The organism is Roseateles sp. DB2 (genome assembly GCF_051857535.1).
Classification (GTDB): domain Bacteria; phylum Pseudomonadota; class Gammaproteobacteria; order Burkholderiales; family Burkholderiaceae_C; genus Roseateles_B.
The window spans coordinates 353,781-368,548 of record NZ_JBPZGY010000004.1 but is presented as its reverse complement, the minus strand read 5'-3'; the positions used below and the strand labels follow the sequence as shown (position 1 = coordinate 368,548).

13 protein-coding genes are annotated in these 14,768 nt (G+C 67.5%); 9 read left to right on the top strand and 4 right to left on the bottom strand.

Going from position 1 to position 14,768, the window contains the following annotated elements; translation table 11 throughout:
- Positions 1–65: 65 nt before the first annotated feature.
- Genes ACS5PK_RS09000 through ACS5PK_RS08990 form a run of 3 tightly spaced genes read left to right on the top strand, consistent with a single transcriptional unit; the run spans position 66 to position 2,032 of the window.
- Positions 66–899, top strand: coding sequence for a thymidylate synthase (locus ACS5PK_RS09000; RefSeq protein WP_439439898.1), 834 nt, complete (start codon positions 66–68; stop codon positions 897–899).
- 17 nt (positions 900–916) lie between these two features.
- A complete protein-coding gene (locus tag ACS5PK_RS08995; protein WP_439439897.1) occupies positions 917–1,423 on the top strand; it encodes a dihydrofolate reductase in 507 nt (168 codons plus the stop codon).
- Positions 1,424–1,453: 30 nt separating this feature from the next.
- Entirely contained in the window at positions 1,454–2,032 is a 579-nt protein-coding gene (locus tag ACS5PK_RS08990; RefSeq protein WP_439439896.1) for a DUF4337 domain-containing protein, read from the top strand.
- Between the two features lie 15 nt (positions 2,033–2,047).
- Here the strand turns inward: ACS5PK_RS08990 and ACS5PK_RS08985 are convergent, their stop codons facing one another.
- On the bottom strand, positions 2,048–3,736 hold the full coding sequence (locus ACS5PK_RS08985; RefSeq protein WP_439439895.1) for a methyl-accepting chemotaxis protein: 1,689 nt from the start codon (positions 3,734–3,736) through the stop codon (positions 2,048–2,050).
- Between the two features lie 352 nt (positions 3,737–4,088).
- Here ACS5PK_RS08985 and xth point away from each other — a divergent pair, with 352 nt between their 5' ends.
- Together xth and ACS5PK_RS08975 are read left to right on the top strand one after the other, a co-directional pair.
- Positions 4,089–4,853 (top strand): exodeoxyribonuclease III, encoded by a 765-nt coding sequence (gene xth / locus ACS5PK_RS08980; protein ID WP_439439894.1) that lies wholly within the window; start codon positions 4,089–4,091, stop codon positions 4,851–4,853.
- An 18-nt stretch (positions 4,854–4,871) separates the two neighbouring features.
- Positions 4,872–5,429, top strand: coding sequence for a PaaI family thioesterase (locus ACS5PK_RS08975; RefSeq protein ID WP_439439893.1), 558 nt, complete (start codon positions 4,872–4,874; stop codon positions 5,427–5,429).
- A gap of 44 nt (positions 5,430–5,473) precedes the next feature.
- Here ACS5PK_RS08975 and eda read toward each other — a convergent pair whose 3' ends face one another.
- Positions 5,474–6,103, bottom strand: coding sequence for a bifunctional 4-hydroxy-2-oxoglutarate aldolase/2-dehydro-3-deoxy-phosphogluconate aldolase (gene eda / locus ACS5PK_RS08970; RefSeq protein WP_439439892.1), 630 nt, complete (start codon positions 6,101–6,103; stop codon positions 5,474–5,476).
- Between the two features lie 28 nt (positions 6,104–6,131).
- Positions 6,132–7,949: a phosphogluconate dehydratase gene (gene edd / locus ACS5PK_RS08965; protein ID WP_439439891.1), complete on the bottom strand. Its 1,818-nt coding sequence runs from the start codon at positions 7,947–7,949 to the stop codon at positions 6,132–6,134.
- A 191-nt stretch (positions 7,950–8,140) separates the two neighbouring features.
- Between edd and ACS5PK_RS08960 the strand changes: the two genes are divergently transcribed.
- Positions 8,141–9,136 carry a pirin family protein gene (locus ACS5PK_RS08960; RefSeq protein WP_439439890.1) on the top strand — a complete coding sequence of 332 codons (996 nt, stop codon included), beginning with the start codon at positions 8,141–8,143 and terminating at the stop codon, positions 9,134–9,136.
- Between the two features lie 19 nt (positions 9,137–9,155).
- Here ACS5PK_RS08960 and ACS5PK_RS08955 read toward each other — a convergent pair whose 3' ends face one another.
- Positions 9,156–9,299, bottom strand: a complete 144-nt coding sequence (locus tag ACS5PK_RS08955; RefSeq protein ID WP_439439889.1) for a hypothetical protein — start codon at positions 9,297–9,299, stop codon at positions 9,156–9,158.
- Between the two features lie 332 nt (positions 9,300–9,631).
- Between ACS5PK_RS08955 and mutS the strand changes: the two genes are divergently transcribed.
- Genes mutS through ACS5PK_RS08940 form a run of 3 tightly spaced genes read left to right on the top strand, consistent with a single transcriptional unit; the run spans position 9,632 to position 14,760 of the window.
- Complete coding sequence (gene mutS / locus ACS5PK_RS08950) at positions 9,632–12,193, top strand: DNA mismatch repair protein MutS (RefSeq protein ID WP_439439999.1); 2,562 nt, start codon at positions 9,632–9,634, stop codon at positions 12,191–12,193.
- An 8-nt stretch (positions 12,194–12,201) separates the two neighbouring features.
- Positions 12,202–13,071: an alpha/beta fold hydrolase gene (locus ACS5PK_RS08945; protein ID WP_439439888.1), complete on the top strand. Its 870-nt coding sequence runs from the start codon at positions 12,202–12,204 to the stop codon at positions 13,069–13,071.
- A gap of 45 nt (positions 13,072–13,116) precedes the next feature.
- Positions 13,117–14,760 carry a CTP synthase gene (locus tag ACS5PK_RS08940; RefSeq protein ID WP_439439887.1) on the top strand — a complete coding sequence of 548 codons (1,644 nt, stop codon included), beginning with the start codon at positions 13,117–13,119 and terminating at the stop codon, positions 14,758–14,760.
- Positions 14,761–14,768 lie beyond the last annotated feature (8 nt).

The window sequence follows — 14,768 nt, the reverse complement described above, 5'->3', positions numbered from 1 at the left end:
TCGCATAAACTACGCTGCCTCGATTGCTGCCCTGATGCCGCCCCAAGGCGGCCCGGATCCCTGCCGTGACCACCCACCCCGTTCGAAGCCAGTACGAAGATTTCATGCGCCTTGTCTTTGAACAGGGCGTGGCCAAGGGCGACCGCACCGGCACCGGCACGCGCTCGGTCTTCGGCCACCAGATGCGCTTCAACCTGAATGAAGGCTTCCCCCTGGTGACGACCAAGAAGGTGCACCTGAAGTCCATCATCCTGGAGCTGCTGTGGTTCCTGCGCGGCGACTCCAATGTGAAGTGGCTGCAGGAACGCGGCTGCACCATCTGGGACGAATGGGCCCGCGAAGATGGTGACCTCGGCCCGGTCTACGGCGTTCAGTGGCGCTCCTGGCCCACGCCCGACGGCGGCCACATCGACCAGATCAATGACGTGCTGCAACAGCTGCGCAGCAATCCCGACTCGCGCCGCCTCATCGTGAGCGCCTGGAACGTCGCCGACCTGTCCAAGATGGCCCTGATGCCCTGTCACGCGTTCTTCCAGTTCTACGTGGCCCCCGCCAATGAGCCCGGCGGCCGCGGTCGGCTGTCCTGCCAGCTCTACCAGCGCAGCGCCGACATCTTCCTGGGCGTGCCCTTCAACATCGCCAGCTATGCCCTGCTGACCCACATGGTGGCCCAGCAGTGCGACCTGGACGTGGGTGACTTCATCTGGACCGGTGGCGACTGCCACATCTACAGCAACCACTTCGAGCAGGTGCAGACCCAACTCGCCCGCCAGCCCTTCCCCTACCCGACCCTGCACATCCGCCGCAGGCCGGACAGCCTCTTCGACTACACACTGGAAGACTTCGAGGTGCAGGGCTATGAGCACCACGCCGCCATCAAGGCGCCGGTGGCTGTCTGAGTGACGGGGCGCTGCGCATGCAAGACCTGACCCTCATCGCCGGCCTGTGCCTGGACCGTGGCATCGGCCTGGGCAATGAGCTGCTGGTGCGACTGCCCGAGGACATGGCGCACTTCAAGGCGCTCACCCTGGGCCACACAGTGCTGATGGGCCGCAAGACCTGGGCATCCATACCGCCGAAGTTCCGTCCACTGCCCGGTCGGCGCAATCTGGTCCTGAGCCGCCAGGCCGGTCTGCAGCTGCCCGGCGCCGAGGTCTTCACCGAGCTGTCCTCGGCCCTGGCGGCCTGCACGCCGGGCGAGCAGGTCTTCGTGATGGGCGGCGCCGAGATCTATGCCCTGGCCCTGCCCCTGGCCACGGCCCTGGAGCTGACGCTGTTCGAGCTGCAGCGCCCGGCCGATGCCTTCTTCCCCGCCTGGGACCCTGCCCAGTTCCGCGAATGCAGTCGCGAACTTCACCATCATCGCCCCGGCGAGCCCGAGGGCTTCGCCTACAGCTTCGTGCGCCTGGAGCGCCGACGCTGAACAGCATCACAACATCTGGAGGAATTGACCATGTCTGGAGGCGGCTTTCACGTCCACGGCCCGCATGACCATGAGCTGGAGCATGCGGCCCAGCACGAACCCAAGGGAATGGCCGGGCAACTGGCCGTGATCACGGCCATCCTGGCCACGGTGGGTGCCCTCTTCTCCTACATGGGCGGCGCCACGCAGGCCAATGCGGGGCTCTACAAGAACGACGCGGCCATCAAGAAGACCGAAGCGGCCAACCGTTGGGCCTACTTCCAGTCCAAGAGCAGCAAGCAGAACCTCGCCGAGATTGCCATGGACCTGGCACCCAGCGAGGAGCAGAAGGCCAAGTACAAGGCCAAGATCGAGCGCTACGAAACCGAGAAGAACGAGATCAAGAAAGAGGCCGAGGCCCTGGAGAAGGCATCCGCGGACTTCGACCACAAGAGCGAGGAGCAACTGCACCAGCACCACCGCTGGGCCCAGGCCACGACGGCGCTGCAGGTCTCCATCGCCGTCGCCGCCATCGCCCTGCTGACCCGCCGCCGCTGGATGGAATGGGCCACCCTGGCGGTGGGTGGCGTGGGCATCGTGATCGGGATTGCAGCCTGGCTTCACTACTGATTCAAGGCCCTCGTTTCAGGCCGCAGGCTCCAGCCTGAAGGCCCTCACCGCCTCGATCAGCGCCTGAGCCTGCTGGCTGAGGCTTTCCGCCGCCGCGGCGCTCTGCTCCACCAGCGCGGCGTTCTGCTGCGTGACATGGTCGAGCTGGCCCACGGCGCTGCTGATCTGCTGGATGCCGGTGGTCTGCTCGCTGTTGGCAGCGCTGATCTCGCTGATCAGGTCGGTGACGCGGCGCACCTGGCTGACGATGTCGGCCATGGTGCTGCCAGCCTCGTTCACCAGCAGGCTGCCGGCCTCGACCTTGCCCACGCTGTCGTGTATCAGGCTCTTGATCTCGCGGGCGGCCTCTGCGCTGCGCTGGGCCAGGCTGCGCACCTCGCTGGCCACGACGGCAAAGCCGCGGCCCTGCTCCCCGGCACGCGCGGCCTCCACCGCAGCGTTGAGGGCCAGGATGTTGGTCTGGAAGGCGATGCCGTCGATGACCCCGATGATGTCGACGATCTTGCGCGAGGCGCCGTTGATCTCCTCCATGGTCGAGACCACGCGGCTGACCACCTCGCCACCGCGCTCGGCGACCGCGCTGGCCGAGCCCGCGAGCTGGGTGGCCTGGCGGGCGGTGTCTGCATTGCTGCGCACGGTGTCTGACAGCGTCTCCATCGAGGCCGCCGTCTGCTGCAGATTGCTGGACTGCTGCTCGGTGCGCTGGGAAAGATCGGCATTGCCCGTGGCGATCTGGGCCGATCCGGTCACGATGCTGTCGCTGCTGGCACGCACCGCCCCGACCACGTCACGCAGGGCATGCTGCATGCGGGATACCGAGGCCAGCAGGCTGTGCGATGAAACGCCCTGCAATTCGACCGGGCTGCTGAGGTCACCCGACGCCACCCGCTCCACGATGCTGCGCACCTGGGCGGGTTCGGCCCCCAACTGCGAAAGAAGGGCGCGGTAGCCCCACCACAGCAGAGCTGCCACGGCCAGCACCAGCAACACGGCCAGCAGCACCGAGACATTGGCCCAGGTACTGCGCTGCTTGCTGGCCTGCGCCACGGCAAGGGCCGTGCGTTGGTCCAGCAGCTGGAGGAACTCGTCCACCGGCCGCATGATCTTGGCCTTGAAGCGGTGATAGTCCAGGTCGTGCATCATGGCGCGGGCCCGCTCCAGGTCCGGCTCGCCCTGCTTGGTGAAGCCGCCCTTGCCGTCGTCGTAGAGGCCCTTGACGAGGTTCATGGCGATGGTCTCGGTGCGCACCAGGTCGTTGGAGTTCTGCTGGGCTTCCCGCAGCTTGGCGAACTCGGCCTCCGTGAAACCGGCCGTCTTCATCAGGTCCTGCAGGGGCACGGGGGATCCGCTGCCCTTGCTGGGTGTTTCGTCGGCAGCGCGAAAGTCCCAGTAGATGCCCTGGTAGTTCGCCGGCCTGGCGAGCCTGCCATTGCGGACGTCCAGCACCTCGAAGTACTGCTTCTCCCATTTGGGATCCGTGCTGATCACATAGGTCCGCGCGAGGCGGGTGAGATCGTCCGAGCTCTGCCTCAGTTCGTCTGCCAGGAGGTAGGAGTCGTAGCGCGCCTGGGTGGTGCGCTCCACGCTTTCCGCTGCGCGCCGCATCGCCAGCGTCGAGCACAGGAGCAGCACCGAGATGCCGAACACCGCGGCAAACAGCGTGCCGAAGATGCCTCGTACCGAACTTGCCTTGCCTTGTTGCATGGTTCTCTCCATGGGATGGCTGGAGCAGGTGCGCAACAGGCACACCGCTCGCTTTGCCGGGCAGGAATGCACCGTCACGACGACCCAGCACCAGGCTCGCCGTGCGGCAGGAGACGTGGAAGTTGAAGCCGGGCGGCTAAGGCCCGCAGGCACAGCACTGCATGAATCGCTCCCTTGGGCGGGCCAGCCTTTTGGCTTGTTATCCCGCTGATTGCAGCCATCGGCGCGCGTCCTGCACCACTGGAGGGTGTGGCAAGCTCCACCGTGGTGCAACCATACGCAGCGCGCCGGGGCAACGCAATCTCAGTTCTGGCCGACAATGGTCGCTCCCCCCGTCATTTGCCCCGAACTCATGAAATTTGCCACGTGGAACGTCAACTCCCTGGCCGTGCGCCTGCCCCAGCTGCTGGACTGGCTGGCGGCGAATCCGGTCGATGCCCTGGTGCTGCAGGAAACCAAGCTCACGGATGACAAATTCCCCACGCTGGAGATCGGCGCGGCAGGCTATCAGGTGCAGTGGTTCGGCCAGAAGACCTACAACGGCGTGGCGCTGCTGAGCCGCACGCCGGCCCTGGATGTCGTCAAGAACATTCCCGGCCTTGGCGACGAGCAGGCGCGCGTGATCGCCGGCACAGTGGACGGCGTCCGCGTCATCGGTGCCTACTTCCCCAATGGCCAGGCACCGGACAGCGAGAAGTTCGTCTACAAGATGGGCTGGCTGGAGGCCTTGCGCGAATGGGTGCGCAGCGAGCTGAAGACGCACGAGCGCCTGGTGCTGATGGGGGACTTCAACATCGCCCCCGAGGACCGTGACGTCTACGACCCCGTGGCCTGGGCAGGCCAGATCCACTGCACGCCGCAGGAGCGCGCCCATTTCCAGGACCTGCTGGGACTGGGCCTGGTGGACGCCTTCCGGCTCTTCGAGCAGCCGCCCAAGAGCTGGAGCTGGTGGGACTACCGCAACCTGGCCTTCCGCAAGAACCAGGGCCTGCGCATCGATCACATCCTGGTCAGCGAAGCCCTGCGCGCGCAGGTCCTGGCCTGCGAGATCGACAAGCAGCCGCGCCGCAACGAGCGCCCCAGCGACCACGCCCCCGTCATCGTCACCCTGGGCTGAAGCCCTTCAGGAGTCTTCATGAGCCGAACCGACAGCGCCACCCATGCAGATGCCCTGCTCCAGCGCTGGTGTGACGAGGAAGCCCAGGTCCGCCAGCGCATGCTCGGTGAGCCCGGCCTCGCGCGCCTGGACCAGTTGGCCGGGCTGGACGGCCTGGCCCAGATGCAGGCCATGCTGGACGGCGAACTGCCGCCTCCGCCCATCGCCCTGACCCTGGACTTCCTGCTGGTCGAGGTGGCCAAGGGCAAGGCCGTCTTCCAGGGCAAGCCGCAGTTCCGCCACTACAACCCCCTGGGCACCGTGCATGGCGGCTGGTTCGCCACCCTGCTGGACTCAGCCCTGGGCTGCGCGGTGCACACCACGCTGGAAGCCGGCAGCGGCTACACGACGCTGGAGTTCAAGGTGAACCTGGTGCGGGCCTTGACGGACAAGGTCCCCCTGGTCCGCGCCATCGGCGAAGTGACGCACCGCGGCCGGCAGGTCGCCACCTCGGAAGCACGCCTGGTGGGGCATGACGGCAAGCTCTACGCACACGCCAGCACCACCTGCCTGATCTTCGAGCAGCGGCAGGGCTGAGGGCTGAGGGCTGAGCGTTGCGGCTTGCGCCAGGTCCGGGAGACTCAGCGGCGCAAAGCGTGCGTCGCGCGGGCCAGTTGGGTGATACGGCCCCAGTCGCCGGCATCCATGGCGTCCTGCGGCGTGAGCCAGGAACCGCCGCAGACCTTCACATTCGGCAGCGACAGGAACTGCGGGGCCGACTCCTGCGTGATTCCGCCGGTCGGACAGAAGGCCACGTCCGGGAAGGGCCCGGCCAGGGCCTTCAGCAGGTTCACGCCGCCCACGGCCACGGCCGGGAAGAGCTTCAGGAAGGTGTAGCCGGCCGCGTTGGCCTGCATGACCTCGCTGGCCGTGGACACCCCCGGCAGCAGGGCCAGGTCTTGCCCCTGGGCCGCCACTGCGATCTCATGATTGAAGCCGGGGCTGACGCCGAAGCGACAGCCGGCATTCTTGGCAGCGGCCACGTCCGTGGCCGTGCGCAGCGTGCCGGCGCCCACGATGGCCTCGGGCACGGCCCGTGCCATGGCTTCCATGGCCTGCAAGGCGACGGGCGTGCGCAGCGTCACCTCCAGCACCCGCACGCCGCCGGCCACCAGGGCCTCGGCCAGGGGCACGGCATGCTCCAGTTTCTGGATCACGATGACGGGGATCACGGGGCCGTGACTGGCCAGGTTCAGGGTCTGATTGCTCATGCGGGTTCCTCTGCTGTGCACCGGCCCATCAAAGCCAGGTGACGGCGCCTTCCTCGGCGCTGCGGACGTTGCGGCGGAAACCGCCGAAGAGATTGCGGCCCAGGCCGGTGGCATTGTCTGATGCTTGCTCGGGGCAGATGGTGGCCAGCTCGCGGACGGTCCATTCGTCCGCCGGCACCAGGGCCTGGAGCTCGCCCGTGACGGCATCGAGGCGGACCACATCGCCATCGCGCAAGCGGGCCAGCGGTCCGCCGGCCAGCGCCTCCGGGCTGACATGGATGGCGGCCGGCACCTTGCCCGAGGCCCCGCTCATGCGGCCATCGGTCACCAGAGCCACCTTGAAGCCCTTGCCCTGCAGCACGGCCAGCGGCGGCGTCAGCTTGTGCAGCTCAGGCATGCCGTTGGCGTGCGGCCCCTGGAAGCGCACCACCACCACCACGTCGCGATCCAGCTCGCCGGCCTTGAAGGCAGCCTGCATGGAATCCTGGTCGCTGAAGATGCGGCAGGGCGCCTCGACCACATGGCGATCCTCGGGCACGGCGGAGACCTTGATCACGGCTCGGCCCAGATTGCCTTCCAGCAGCTTCAGGCCGCCGGTCGGGCTGAAGGGCGCGCTGGCGCAGCGCACGACACTGTCATCGCCCGACCCGGCAGGCAGCGCCGTCCATTCGATGCCGCCGGCAGCTGCTGCGCGAGGCACGCGGCCGTAGGCTTCAAGGCCAGCCCCCTGGATGGTCAGCACATCGCCATGCATCAGCCCGGCCCCCAGCAGCTCGCGGATCACGAAGCCCGGGCCGCCTGCAGCCTGGAACTGGTTCACGTCGGCACTGCCATTGGGATAGACGCGGGCCAGCAGGGGCACCACGGCGGACAGCTCGGAGAAGTCCGTCCAGTCGATGCAGATGCCCGCAGCCCTCGCCACGGCCACCCAGTGGATCAGGTGGTTGGTGGAGCCCCCGGTGGCCAGCAGGGCCACCATGGCATTGACGATGCAGCGCTCGTCCACCAGGCGGCCGATGGGCGTGAAGTTGGCACCCGGCGCGATGCGCAGGGCCTGGCGCACGGCCTCCCGGCTGAGCTGCTCGCGCAGATCGTCATGCGGGTGCACGAAGGCGGCACCTGGCACATGCAGGCCCATGGCCTCCAGCAGCATCTGGTTGCTGTTGGCCGTGCCGTAGAAAGTGCAGGTGCCTGCGCCATGGTAGGCGGCCGACTCGGCCTTGAGCAGTTCCTCGCGGCCAACCTTGCCCTGGGCGAAGAGTTCACGGACCTTGGCCTTGTCGCTGTTGGACAGGCCGCTGCTCATCGGACCCGCGGGCACGAAGACGCAAGGCAGATGGCCGAAGCTCAGGGCGCCGATCAGCAGGCCGGGCACGATCTTGTCGCAAATGCCCAGCAGCAGGGCGGCGTCGAACACGTCATGACTCAGGGCCACGGCGGTGCCCATGGCGATGGCGTCCCGGGAGAAGAGGCTCAGCTCCATCCCCGGCAAGCCCTGTGTCACGCCATCACACATGGCCGGCACGCCGCCGGCCACCTGCACGGTCGCGCCATGGCGGCGGGCTTCATCGCGGATCAGCTCGGGATAGTGCTCGTAGGGCTGGTGGGCCGACAGCACGTCGTTGTAGGCCGTGACCACGCCGAGGTGGGTCGGGCGCTCGGCCACGAGGCGCAGCTTGTCGTTGGCAGGCATGGCCGCGAAGGCGTGGGCCACGTTGGCGCAGCCCATGCGCTCGGGCCCCCTCTTGCGGTGCGCCAGGCGCTCCACCTCGGCCAGATAGCGTTCACGGGCCGGTGCACTGCGCTCGCGGATGCGGGCGGTCACCGTTTGCAGCGTCTTGTTCATGCGTCTGTGCCTCGGGTCGATGTAACTCAACCCTTGTTAAGTTGGTAACCATATTACAAGAAGAGCACCCTCAGCGGGTTACAAGGCGAGTACAAATGCAGGAGAGGCGGCCACGCGGCGACAGCGCGGTCCGGAGTCCAGCAAGCCACAATCCTGCCAGGCCCCGACCTGACTTCATGAAAGAGACCGACATGCCAGTAGCACGCTTCATTCACGGCCATGAGAAAGACTTGGGCGGTGGCTTCAAGGTGTCCCGCCTGCTGCCGGCGGTGGCCCAGCGCAGCGTCGGGCCCTTCATCTTCATGGATCATTTCGGCCCGAGCACCAGTCATGGCGATCCAGCCCACGACGTGCGCCCACACCCGCACATCGGTCTGAGCACGGTGAGCTATCTCTTCGAAGGCGCTCTGCTCCACCACGACAGCACCGGGGCCCGCCAGGAGATCCGCCCGGGCGACATCAACTGGATGACGGCCGGCAAAGGCATCGTGCACAGCGAACGTGCGCCCGAGCACCTGCGAGGCGCCCGCTACGCCATGCACGGCCTGCAGCTGTGGTGCGCCTTGCCGCATGAGGAGGAGGAGTGCGAACCCGCCTTCCAGCACGTGGCTGCCGCGGACCTGCCCGTGCTGGAACGACCGGGGGCGAGGATCCGCATTCTGGTGGGGCAGCTGGGTGGGCTGAAGTCGCCAGTCCGTGCATCGGCCGGCACCTTGTACCTGCACCTGAGCCTGGCGCCGGGGGCCAGCCTTGCCTTGGACGACTGGCGGGCCGAGCTGCCGGAAGAATGGGCCCTCTACGCCCCCAGCCAGGACCTGCTGCTTGAGGGAGCGCCGCTACCAGCGCGACAGTTGGCGGTGCTGCACACAGCCCAGGACAGCACGCGGGGCGGCGATGTTCAGGCTGGCAACGAAGCAAGCAAAGACGGCACCGCCTTGGCATCAAGCCAGACCGCAGCGCCACCCCATCCGGCCTTAGAGCTCAGCGCCCCGCCCTGGGCACCGGAACCCACGGAACTGGTACTCCTGGGCGGCAGGCCGCTGGATGGACACCGGCACCTCTGGTGGAACTTCGTCTCCAGCCGCAAGGAGCGTGTCGAGCAGGCGGCCCGGGACTGGGCCGAGGGCCGTTTCCCCAAAGTGCCAGGCGAGGACGACTTCATCCCCCTGCCGGCCCCGAGGCCATAAGGCCAATAAGGCACCACACTCAGCCCAGCACGCCCAGCGCCAGCCCCAGCACGGTCAGACCGCCAATGCCCACGATCCAGGACTCCGGCTCCTGCATGCGGCCGCCGACCATCAGTCCCACCGTCCGACCCATCTTCACACTCATGCGCTTGACCGCTGCCATCTGCTGCTCCCGCTGCATTGCTTGACCAGGTGGCAGGGGGCGCCGGGTGGCGTGCCTGCCTTGATTCGTGATGGCGCAAGAATACTGTATGCGCATACAGTATTCAATGATTTTTTTCCTCGGCCCTGCCCAGCGCCTCCTCAGGAGCGTGGATGCGGACGCATGCGCAGGCACGCTCACCGCCCACTGCCGCTAAGATGCCAGCCCCGCAAGCCCGCAGCGGCTCGTTTCCCTTTTCCAGCATCCCGCAAGCCGACATGGCCCACGCCTCCAGCAGCGCCGCCAGTGCCCAGGCCGCCCCAGCGGCCCAGGACTTCTCCGCCCACACCCCCATGATGCAGCAGTACCTGCGCATCAAGGCCGAGTTCCCGGACACCCTGGTCTTCTACCGCATGGGGGACTTCTACGAAGTCTTCTACGACGATGCCCGCAAGGCCAACGCCCTGCTGGACATCACCCTGACCGTGCGAGGCCAGAGCGGTGGCGAGCCCGTGGTGATGGCCGGCGTGCCGGTGCATGCGCTGGAGTCCTACCTCTCCAAGCTGATCAAGCTGGGCGAGGCCGTGGCCATTGCCGAGCAGGTCGGTGAGGTAGGCGCCACCAAGGGGCCGGTGGAGCGCAAGGTCGTGCGAGTGGTGACGCCGGGCACCGTAACCGACACCGAACTCCTTGCCGACAAGCAGGACAGCATTCTGCTGGCCGTGGCCAGCACCGGCGCCCGCGCCAAGCCCACCCTGGGCCTGGCCTGGCTCTCGCTCACCCAGGGCCAGTTGGGCCTGGCGGAATGCAGTGCCGAGGAACTGCCATCGTGGCTGGCCCGGCTGTCCCCGGCCGAGGTGCTGGTGGACCGCGAACGCCAGCCCGCCGGCGTGCTGGCTGCGCGCCTGCCCATCACCAACCGCCCCAGTTGGCAGTTCGACACCGCCCTGGGCCTGCGCAAGCTCTGCGAGCAACTGGGCGTGGCCAGCCTGCAGGGCCTGAACGCGCAGGAGATGACGGCCGCGCAGGCCGCCGCCGCGGCGCTGCTGAGCTACGCCGAGCACACCCAGGGCCGCGCCCTGGCTCACGTCAAGAGTCTGCAAGTGCAGCGCGCCTCCGAGCTGCTGGATCTTCCGCCCGCCACCCAGCGCAATCTGGAACTGACTCAAACCCTGCGCGGCGAGGCCAGTCCCACCCTGCTCTCCCTGCTGGACAACTGCCGCACCGGCATGGGCAGCCGCGCCCTGCGCCATTGGCTGCTGCATCCCAAGCGCGAGCGCAGCGAGGCCTTGGCGCGGCACGAAGCCATCGACACCTTTCTCACCAAGGGTTTCGAGGGGCTGCGCGAGGCCATGCGCCAGGTCTCCGACGTGGAGCGCATCGCGGCCCGCGTGGCCCTGCGGCAGGTGCGCCCGCGCGAGCTGGCCGGCCTGCGCGCCACGCTGTTGAACCTCCCTGCCCTGCGCTCGCAGGTGCCCGCGGCCGGCAGCGTGCTGCTGCAGACCCTGGGCGAAGGCCTGCTGGCCTCGCCCCACCTGGCGGAGCTGCTGAGCCGCGCCATCGCCGAGGAGCCGGCGGTGCTGGTCCGCGACGGCGGCGTCATCGCCACCGGCTTCGACGAGGAGCTGGACGAGCTGCGCGGCATCAGCCAGAACTGTGACGCCTACCTGCTCGACCTGGAAGCCCGCGAGCGCGCCCGCACCGGCATCGCCAATCTGCGCGTGCAGTACAACAAGGTGCACGGCTTCTACATCGAGGTCACCACGGGGCAGCTGGACAAGGTCCCCATGGACTTCCAGCGCCGCCAGACCCTCAAGAACGCCGAGCGCTTCATCACGCCGGAACTCAAGAGCTTCGAAGACAAGGCTCTCTCCGCCCAGGAGCGCGCGCTGTCGCGCGAAAAGGCGCTGTACGAGCTGGTGATCGACGAACTCATCAACGAGCTGCCCGCCCTCACCCGCCTGGGCCGTGCCCTGGCCAGCCTGGATGCACTGGCAGCCCTGGCCGAGCGCGCCGCCACGCTGGGCTGGGCCCGGCCGGAGTTCGTGCCCCAGCCCTGCATCGACATCCAGGGCGGCCGCCACCCCGTCGTCGAGATGCGCCTGCGCGAAACCGGCGCCGGCGAGTTCATGGCCAATGACTGCCGGCTCGACGCCCGCACCCGCATGCAGGTCATCACCGGCCCGAACATGGGCGGCAAGAGCACCTTCATGCGTCAGGTGGCCCTGATCTGCCTGCTGGCGGCCATGGGTTCCTACGTGCCGGCGCGCAGCTGCCGCCTGGGACCCATGGACGCCATCCACACCCGCATCGGCGCTGCGGACGACCTGGCCAATGCCCAGTCCACCTTCATGCTGGAGATGACCGAAGCCGCCGCCATCCTGCACGGTGCCACGGACCAGTCCCTGGTGCTGATGGACGAGATCGGCCGCGGCACCTCCACCTTCGACGGTCTGGCACTGGCCGGCGCCATCGCCAGCCATCTGCATGACAAGTGCCGGGCCTTCACCCTGTTCGCAACGCACTACTTCGAGCTGACGGAGTTCCCGACCAAGCACCCGCAGGCGGTGAACATGCACGTCTCGGCAGCGGAGAGCGGCGAAGACATCGTCTTCCTTCACGAGATCCAGCCCGGCCCTGCCAGCCGCAGCTACGGCGTTCAGGTGGCCCGCCTGGCCGGCATGCCCGGCAGCCTGGTGCGACAGGCTCGCGCCACGCTGGAGGCGCTGGAGGCCAAGGCCGGTGAGGCTGACTCGCAGATCGACCTGTTCGCGGCGCCGCCCGAGCCGCCCCCGGCTGTCGCCGAGGCGACCCATCCCGCCCTGGACGCCCTGCATGATCTCGACCCCGATGCCATGAGCCCGCGCGAGGCCCTGGAGCAGCTCTACAAGCTGAAGCAACTGGTCCGCGCCTGAACCCTTCCATGTCCCAGATCCCGCCCGCGCCGGCCGAGCGCCACCTCGTTTTCTCCCACGCCAACGGCTTTCCCGCGGGCTGCTACCGTGTGCTGTTCGAGACCTGGGAGCGGGCGGGCTGGACGGTGCATGCCATCCCCCGCCTGGGCCACGACCCGCACTACCCCGTCACCAGCAACTGGCCGCACCTGCGGGACCAACTGATCCACTTCATCGAGCGCCAGGTGCGCCCGCGCATGAAGACGCCGGGCCCCGTCATGCTGGCCGGGCATTCGCTGGGCGGTGGCGTGAGCCTGCTGGCGGCCTGCAAGCGGCCGGACCTGGCGCGCGGCCTGCTCATGCTGGACTCGCCGGTGGTCTCGGGCTGGAAGGCGCACAGCATCCATGTGGCCAAGCTGACGGGGCTGATCGAGCGGGTGTCGCCCGGCAAGATCTCCAGCCAGCGCCGCCACCGCTGGCCCTCGCGTGACGTGGTGTTCGAGCATTTCGCCAGCAAGCACAAGTTCGCCCGCTGGGACGAGCGCGTGCTGCGCGACTACATCGCCAGCGGCTTCGACGAGATCGAGGGGGAGATCCACCTGGGATTCCGCCGCGAGATCGAGACCCGCATCTACAACACCCTGCCCCACACCTTCGACCGCATCATGCGCCGCCATCCGCCGCGCTGCCCGGTGGCCTTCGTGGCGGGCACGCAGTCCGAGGAGCTGCGCCAGGCCGGAGCCGAGGCCAGCAAGCGCCTGGCCGGTCACAACTTCCACTGGATGGAAGGCGGGCACCTCTATCCCTTCGAGCGGCCCGACGATACGGCAGCTCTTGTGCTGCAATTGCTGGATAGGCTGGAAGCGGAGGCTGCGGCCCCCGGCGCGACCTCGCTATAATCGCGCTTTACCACCACAGCGTTCTTGCATCGGACGCTGCAAGACATGACCAAGTACGTCTTCGTCACCGGCGGTGTGGTGTCCTCCCTCGGCAAGGGCATCGCATCGGCCTCTCTGGCTGCCATCCTCGAATCGCGCGGCCTCTCCGTCACCCTCATCAAGCTGGATCCCTACATCAATGTGGATCCGGGCACGATGTCCCCCTTCCAGCACGGCGAAGTCTTCGTCACCGATGACGGTGCCGAGACCGACCTGGACCTGGGTCACTACGAGCGTTTCATCACCACCCGGATGAAGCGCAGCAACAACTTCACCACCGGCCAGATCTACAAGTCGGTACTGGAGAAGGAGCGCCGTGGGGACTACCTGGGCAAGACCGTGCAGGTGATCCCGCACATCACCAACGAAATCCAGGAATTCGTCAAGCGCGGCGCCGGTACCGGCACGCCGGATGCGGTCGATGTGGCCATCGTGGAGATCGGCGGCACCGTGGGTGACATCGAGTCCCTGCCCTTCCTGGAAGCCGCTCGTCAGATGAGCCTGAAGCTGGGCCCCACGAACACCGCCTTCGTGCACCTGACCTACGTGCCGTGGATTGCCGCCGCTGGCGAGCTCAAGACCAAGCCCACCCAGCACACGGTGCAGAAGCTGCGCGAGATCGGCGTGCAGCCCGATGCCCTGCTGTGCCGCGCCGACCGTCGCATCCCGGACGACGAGCGCGAGAAGATCTCGCTGTTCACCAATGTGCCCGAGTACGGTGTGATCTCCATGTGGGACGTCAACACCATCTACAAGGTGCCGCGCATGCTGCACGAGCAGGGCCTGGACCAGCTGATCTGCACCAAGCTGCAGCTCAACACCAAGTCCACCGACCTCAAGCGCTGGGACAGCCTGGTCTATGAGGTCGAGAACCCCAAGACCGAAGTCACCATCGCCATGTGCGGCAAGTACACCGACCTGTCGGATTCGTACAAGTCGCTCAACGAGGCCCTGCGCCACGCCGGCATCCACAACCATGCCCGCGTCAACATCGAGTACATCGACTCCGAGCTGCTGGACCGCGAAAGCATCTCGCAGCTGGCCAAGTTCGACGCCATCCTGGTGCCCGGCGGCTTCGGCAAGCGCGGCGTGGAAGGCAAGATCCTCGCGGCCCAGTACGCCCGCGAGCACAAGGTGCCCTATCTGGGCATCTGCCTGGGCATGCAGGTCGCGACCATCGAATACGCCCGCCACATGGCCGGCCTGGAAGGCGCGAACTCCACCGAGTTCGACCCCGACGCTCCGCACAAGGTCATCGCCCTGATCGACGAATGGCAGGACGCCGACGGCTCCATCCAGAAGCGTGACGAAAAGAGCGACCTCGGCGGCACCATGCGCCTGGGCGCCCAGAGCTCGGACGTCAAACCCGGCACCCTGGCCCATGACATCTACGGCCCGGTCGTGACGGAACGTCACCGCCACCGCTACGAAGCCAACGAGCACTACCTCGACAAGCTGCAGGCGGCCGGTCTGGTGATCTCGGCCATCACCCAGCGCGAGAAGCTGACTGAGATGGTCGAGCTGCCGCGCGAGGTGCACCCCTGGTTCGTCGGCGTGCAGTTCCACCCCGAGTTCAAGTCCACGCCCTGGGATGGCCATCCGCTGTTCACCGCCTTCATCAAGGCGGCCCTGAGCCACAAGAAGGCCTGAAGGAACCC

Excerpts from the sequence above, each read along its gene's own strand:
- ACS5PK_RS08995 (WP_439439897.1), top strand. The coding sequence starts at position 917 with ATGCAAGACCTGACCCTCATCGCCGGCCTGTGCCTGGACCGTGGCATC.
- ACS5PK_RS08990 (WP_439439896.1), top strand. The coding sequence starts at position 1,454 with ATGTCTGGAGGCGGCTTTCACGTCCACGGCCCGCATGACCATGAGCTG.
- ACS5PK_RS08985 (WP_439439895.1), bottom strand. The coding sequence starts at position 3,736 with ATGCAACAAGGCAAGGCAAGTTCGGTACGAGGCATCTTCGGCACGCTG.
- xth (WP_439439894.1), top strand. The coding sequence starts at position 4,089 with ATGAAATTTGCCACGTGGAACGTCAACTCCCTGGCCGTGCGCCTGCCC.
- ACS5PK_RS08975 (WP_439439893.1), top strand. The coding sequence starts at position 4,872 with ATGAGCCGAACCGACAGCGCCACCCATGCAGATGCCCTGCTCCAGCGC.
- eda (WP_439439892.1), bottom strand. The coding sequence starts at position 6,103 with ATGAGCAATCAGACCCTGAACCTGGCCAGTCACGGCCCCGTGATCCCC.
- edd (WP_439439891.1), bottom strand. The coding sequence starts at position 7,949 with ATGAACAAGACGCTGCAAACGGTGACCGCCCGCATCCGCGAGCGCAGT.
- ACS5PK_RS08960 (WP_439439890.1), top strand. The coding sequence starts at position 8,141 with ATGCCAGTAGCACGCTTCATTCACGGCCATGAGAAAGACTTGGGCGGT.
- ACS5PK_RS08955 (WP_439439889.1), bottom strand. The coding sequence starts at position 9,299 with ATGGCAGCGGTCAAGCGCATGAGTGTGAAGATGGGTCGGACGGTGGGA.
- mutS (WP_439439999.1), top strand. The coding sequence starts at position 9,632 with ATGATGCAGCAGTACCTGCGCATCAAGGCCGAGTTCCCGGACACCCTG.
- ACS5PK_RS08945 (WP_439439888.1), top strand. The coding sequence starts at position 12,202 with ATGTCCCAGATCCCGCCCGCGCCGGCCGAGCGCCACCTCGTTTTCTCC.
- ACS5PK_RS08940 (WP_439439887.1), top strand. The coding sequence starts at position 13,117 with ATGACCAAGTACGTCTTCGTCACCGGCGGTGTGGTGTCCTCCCTCGGC.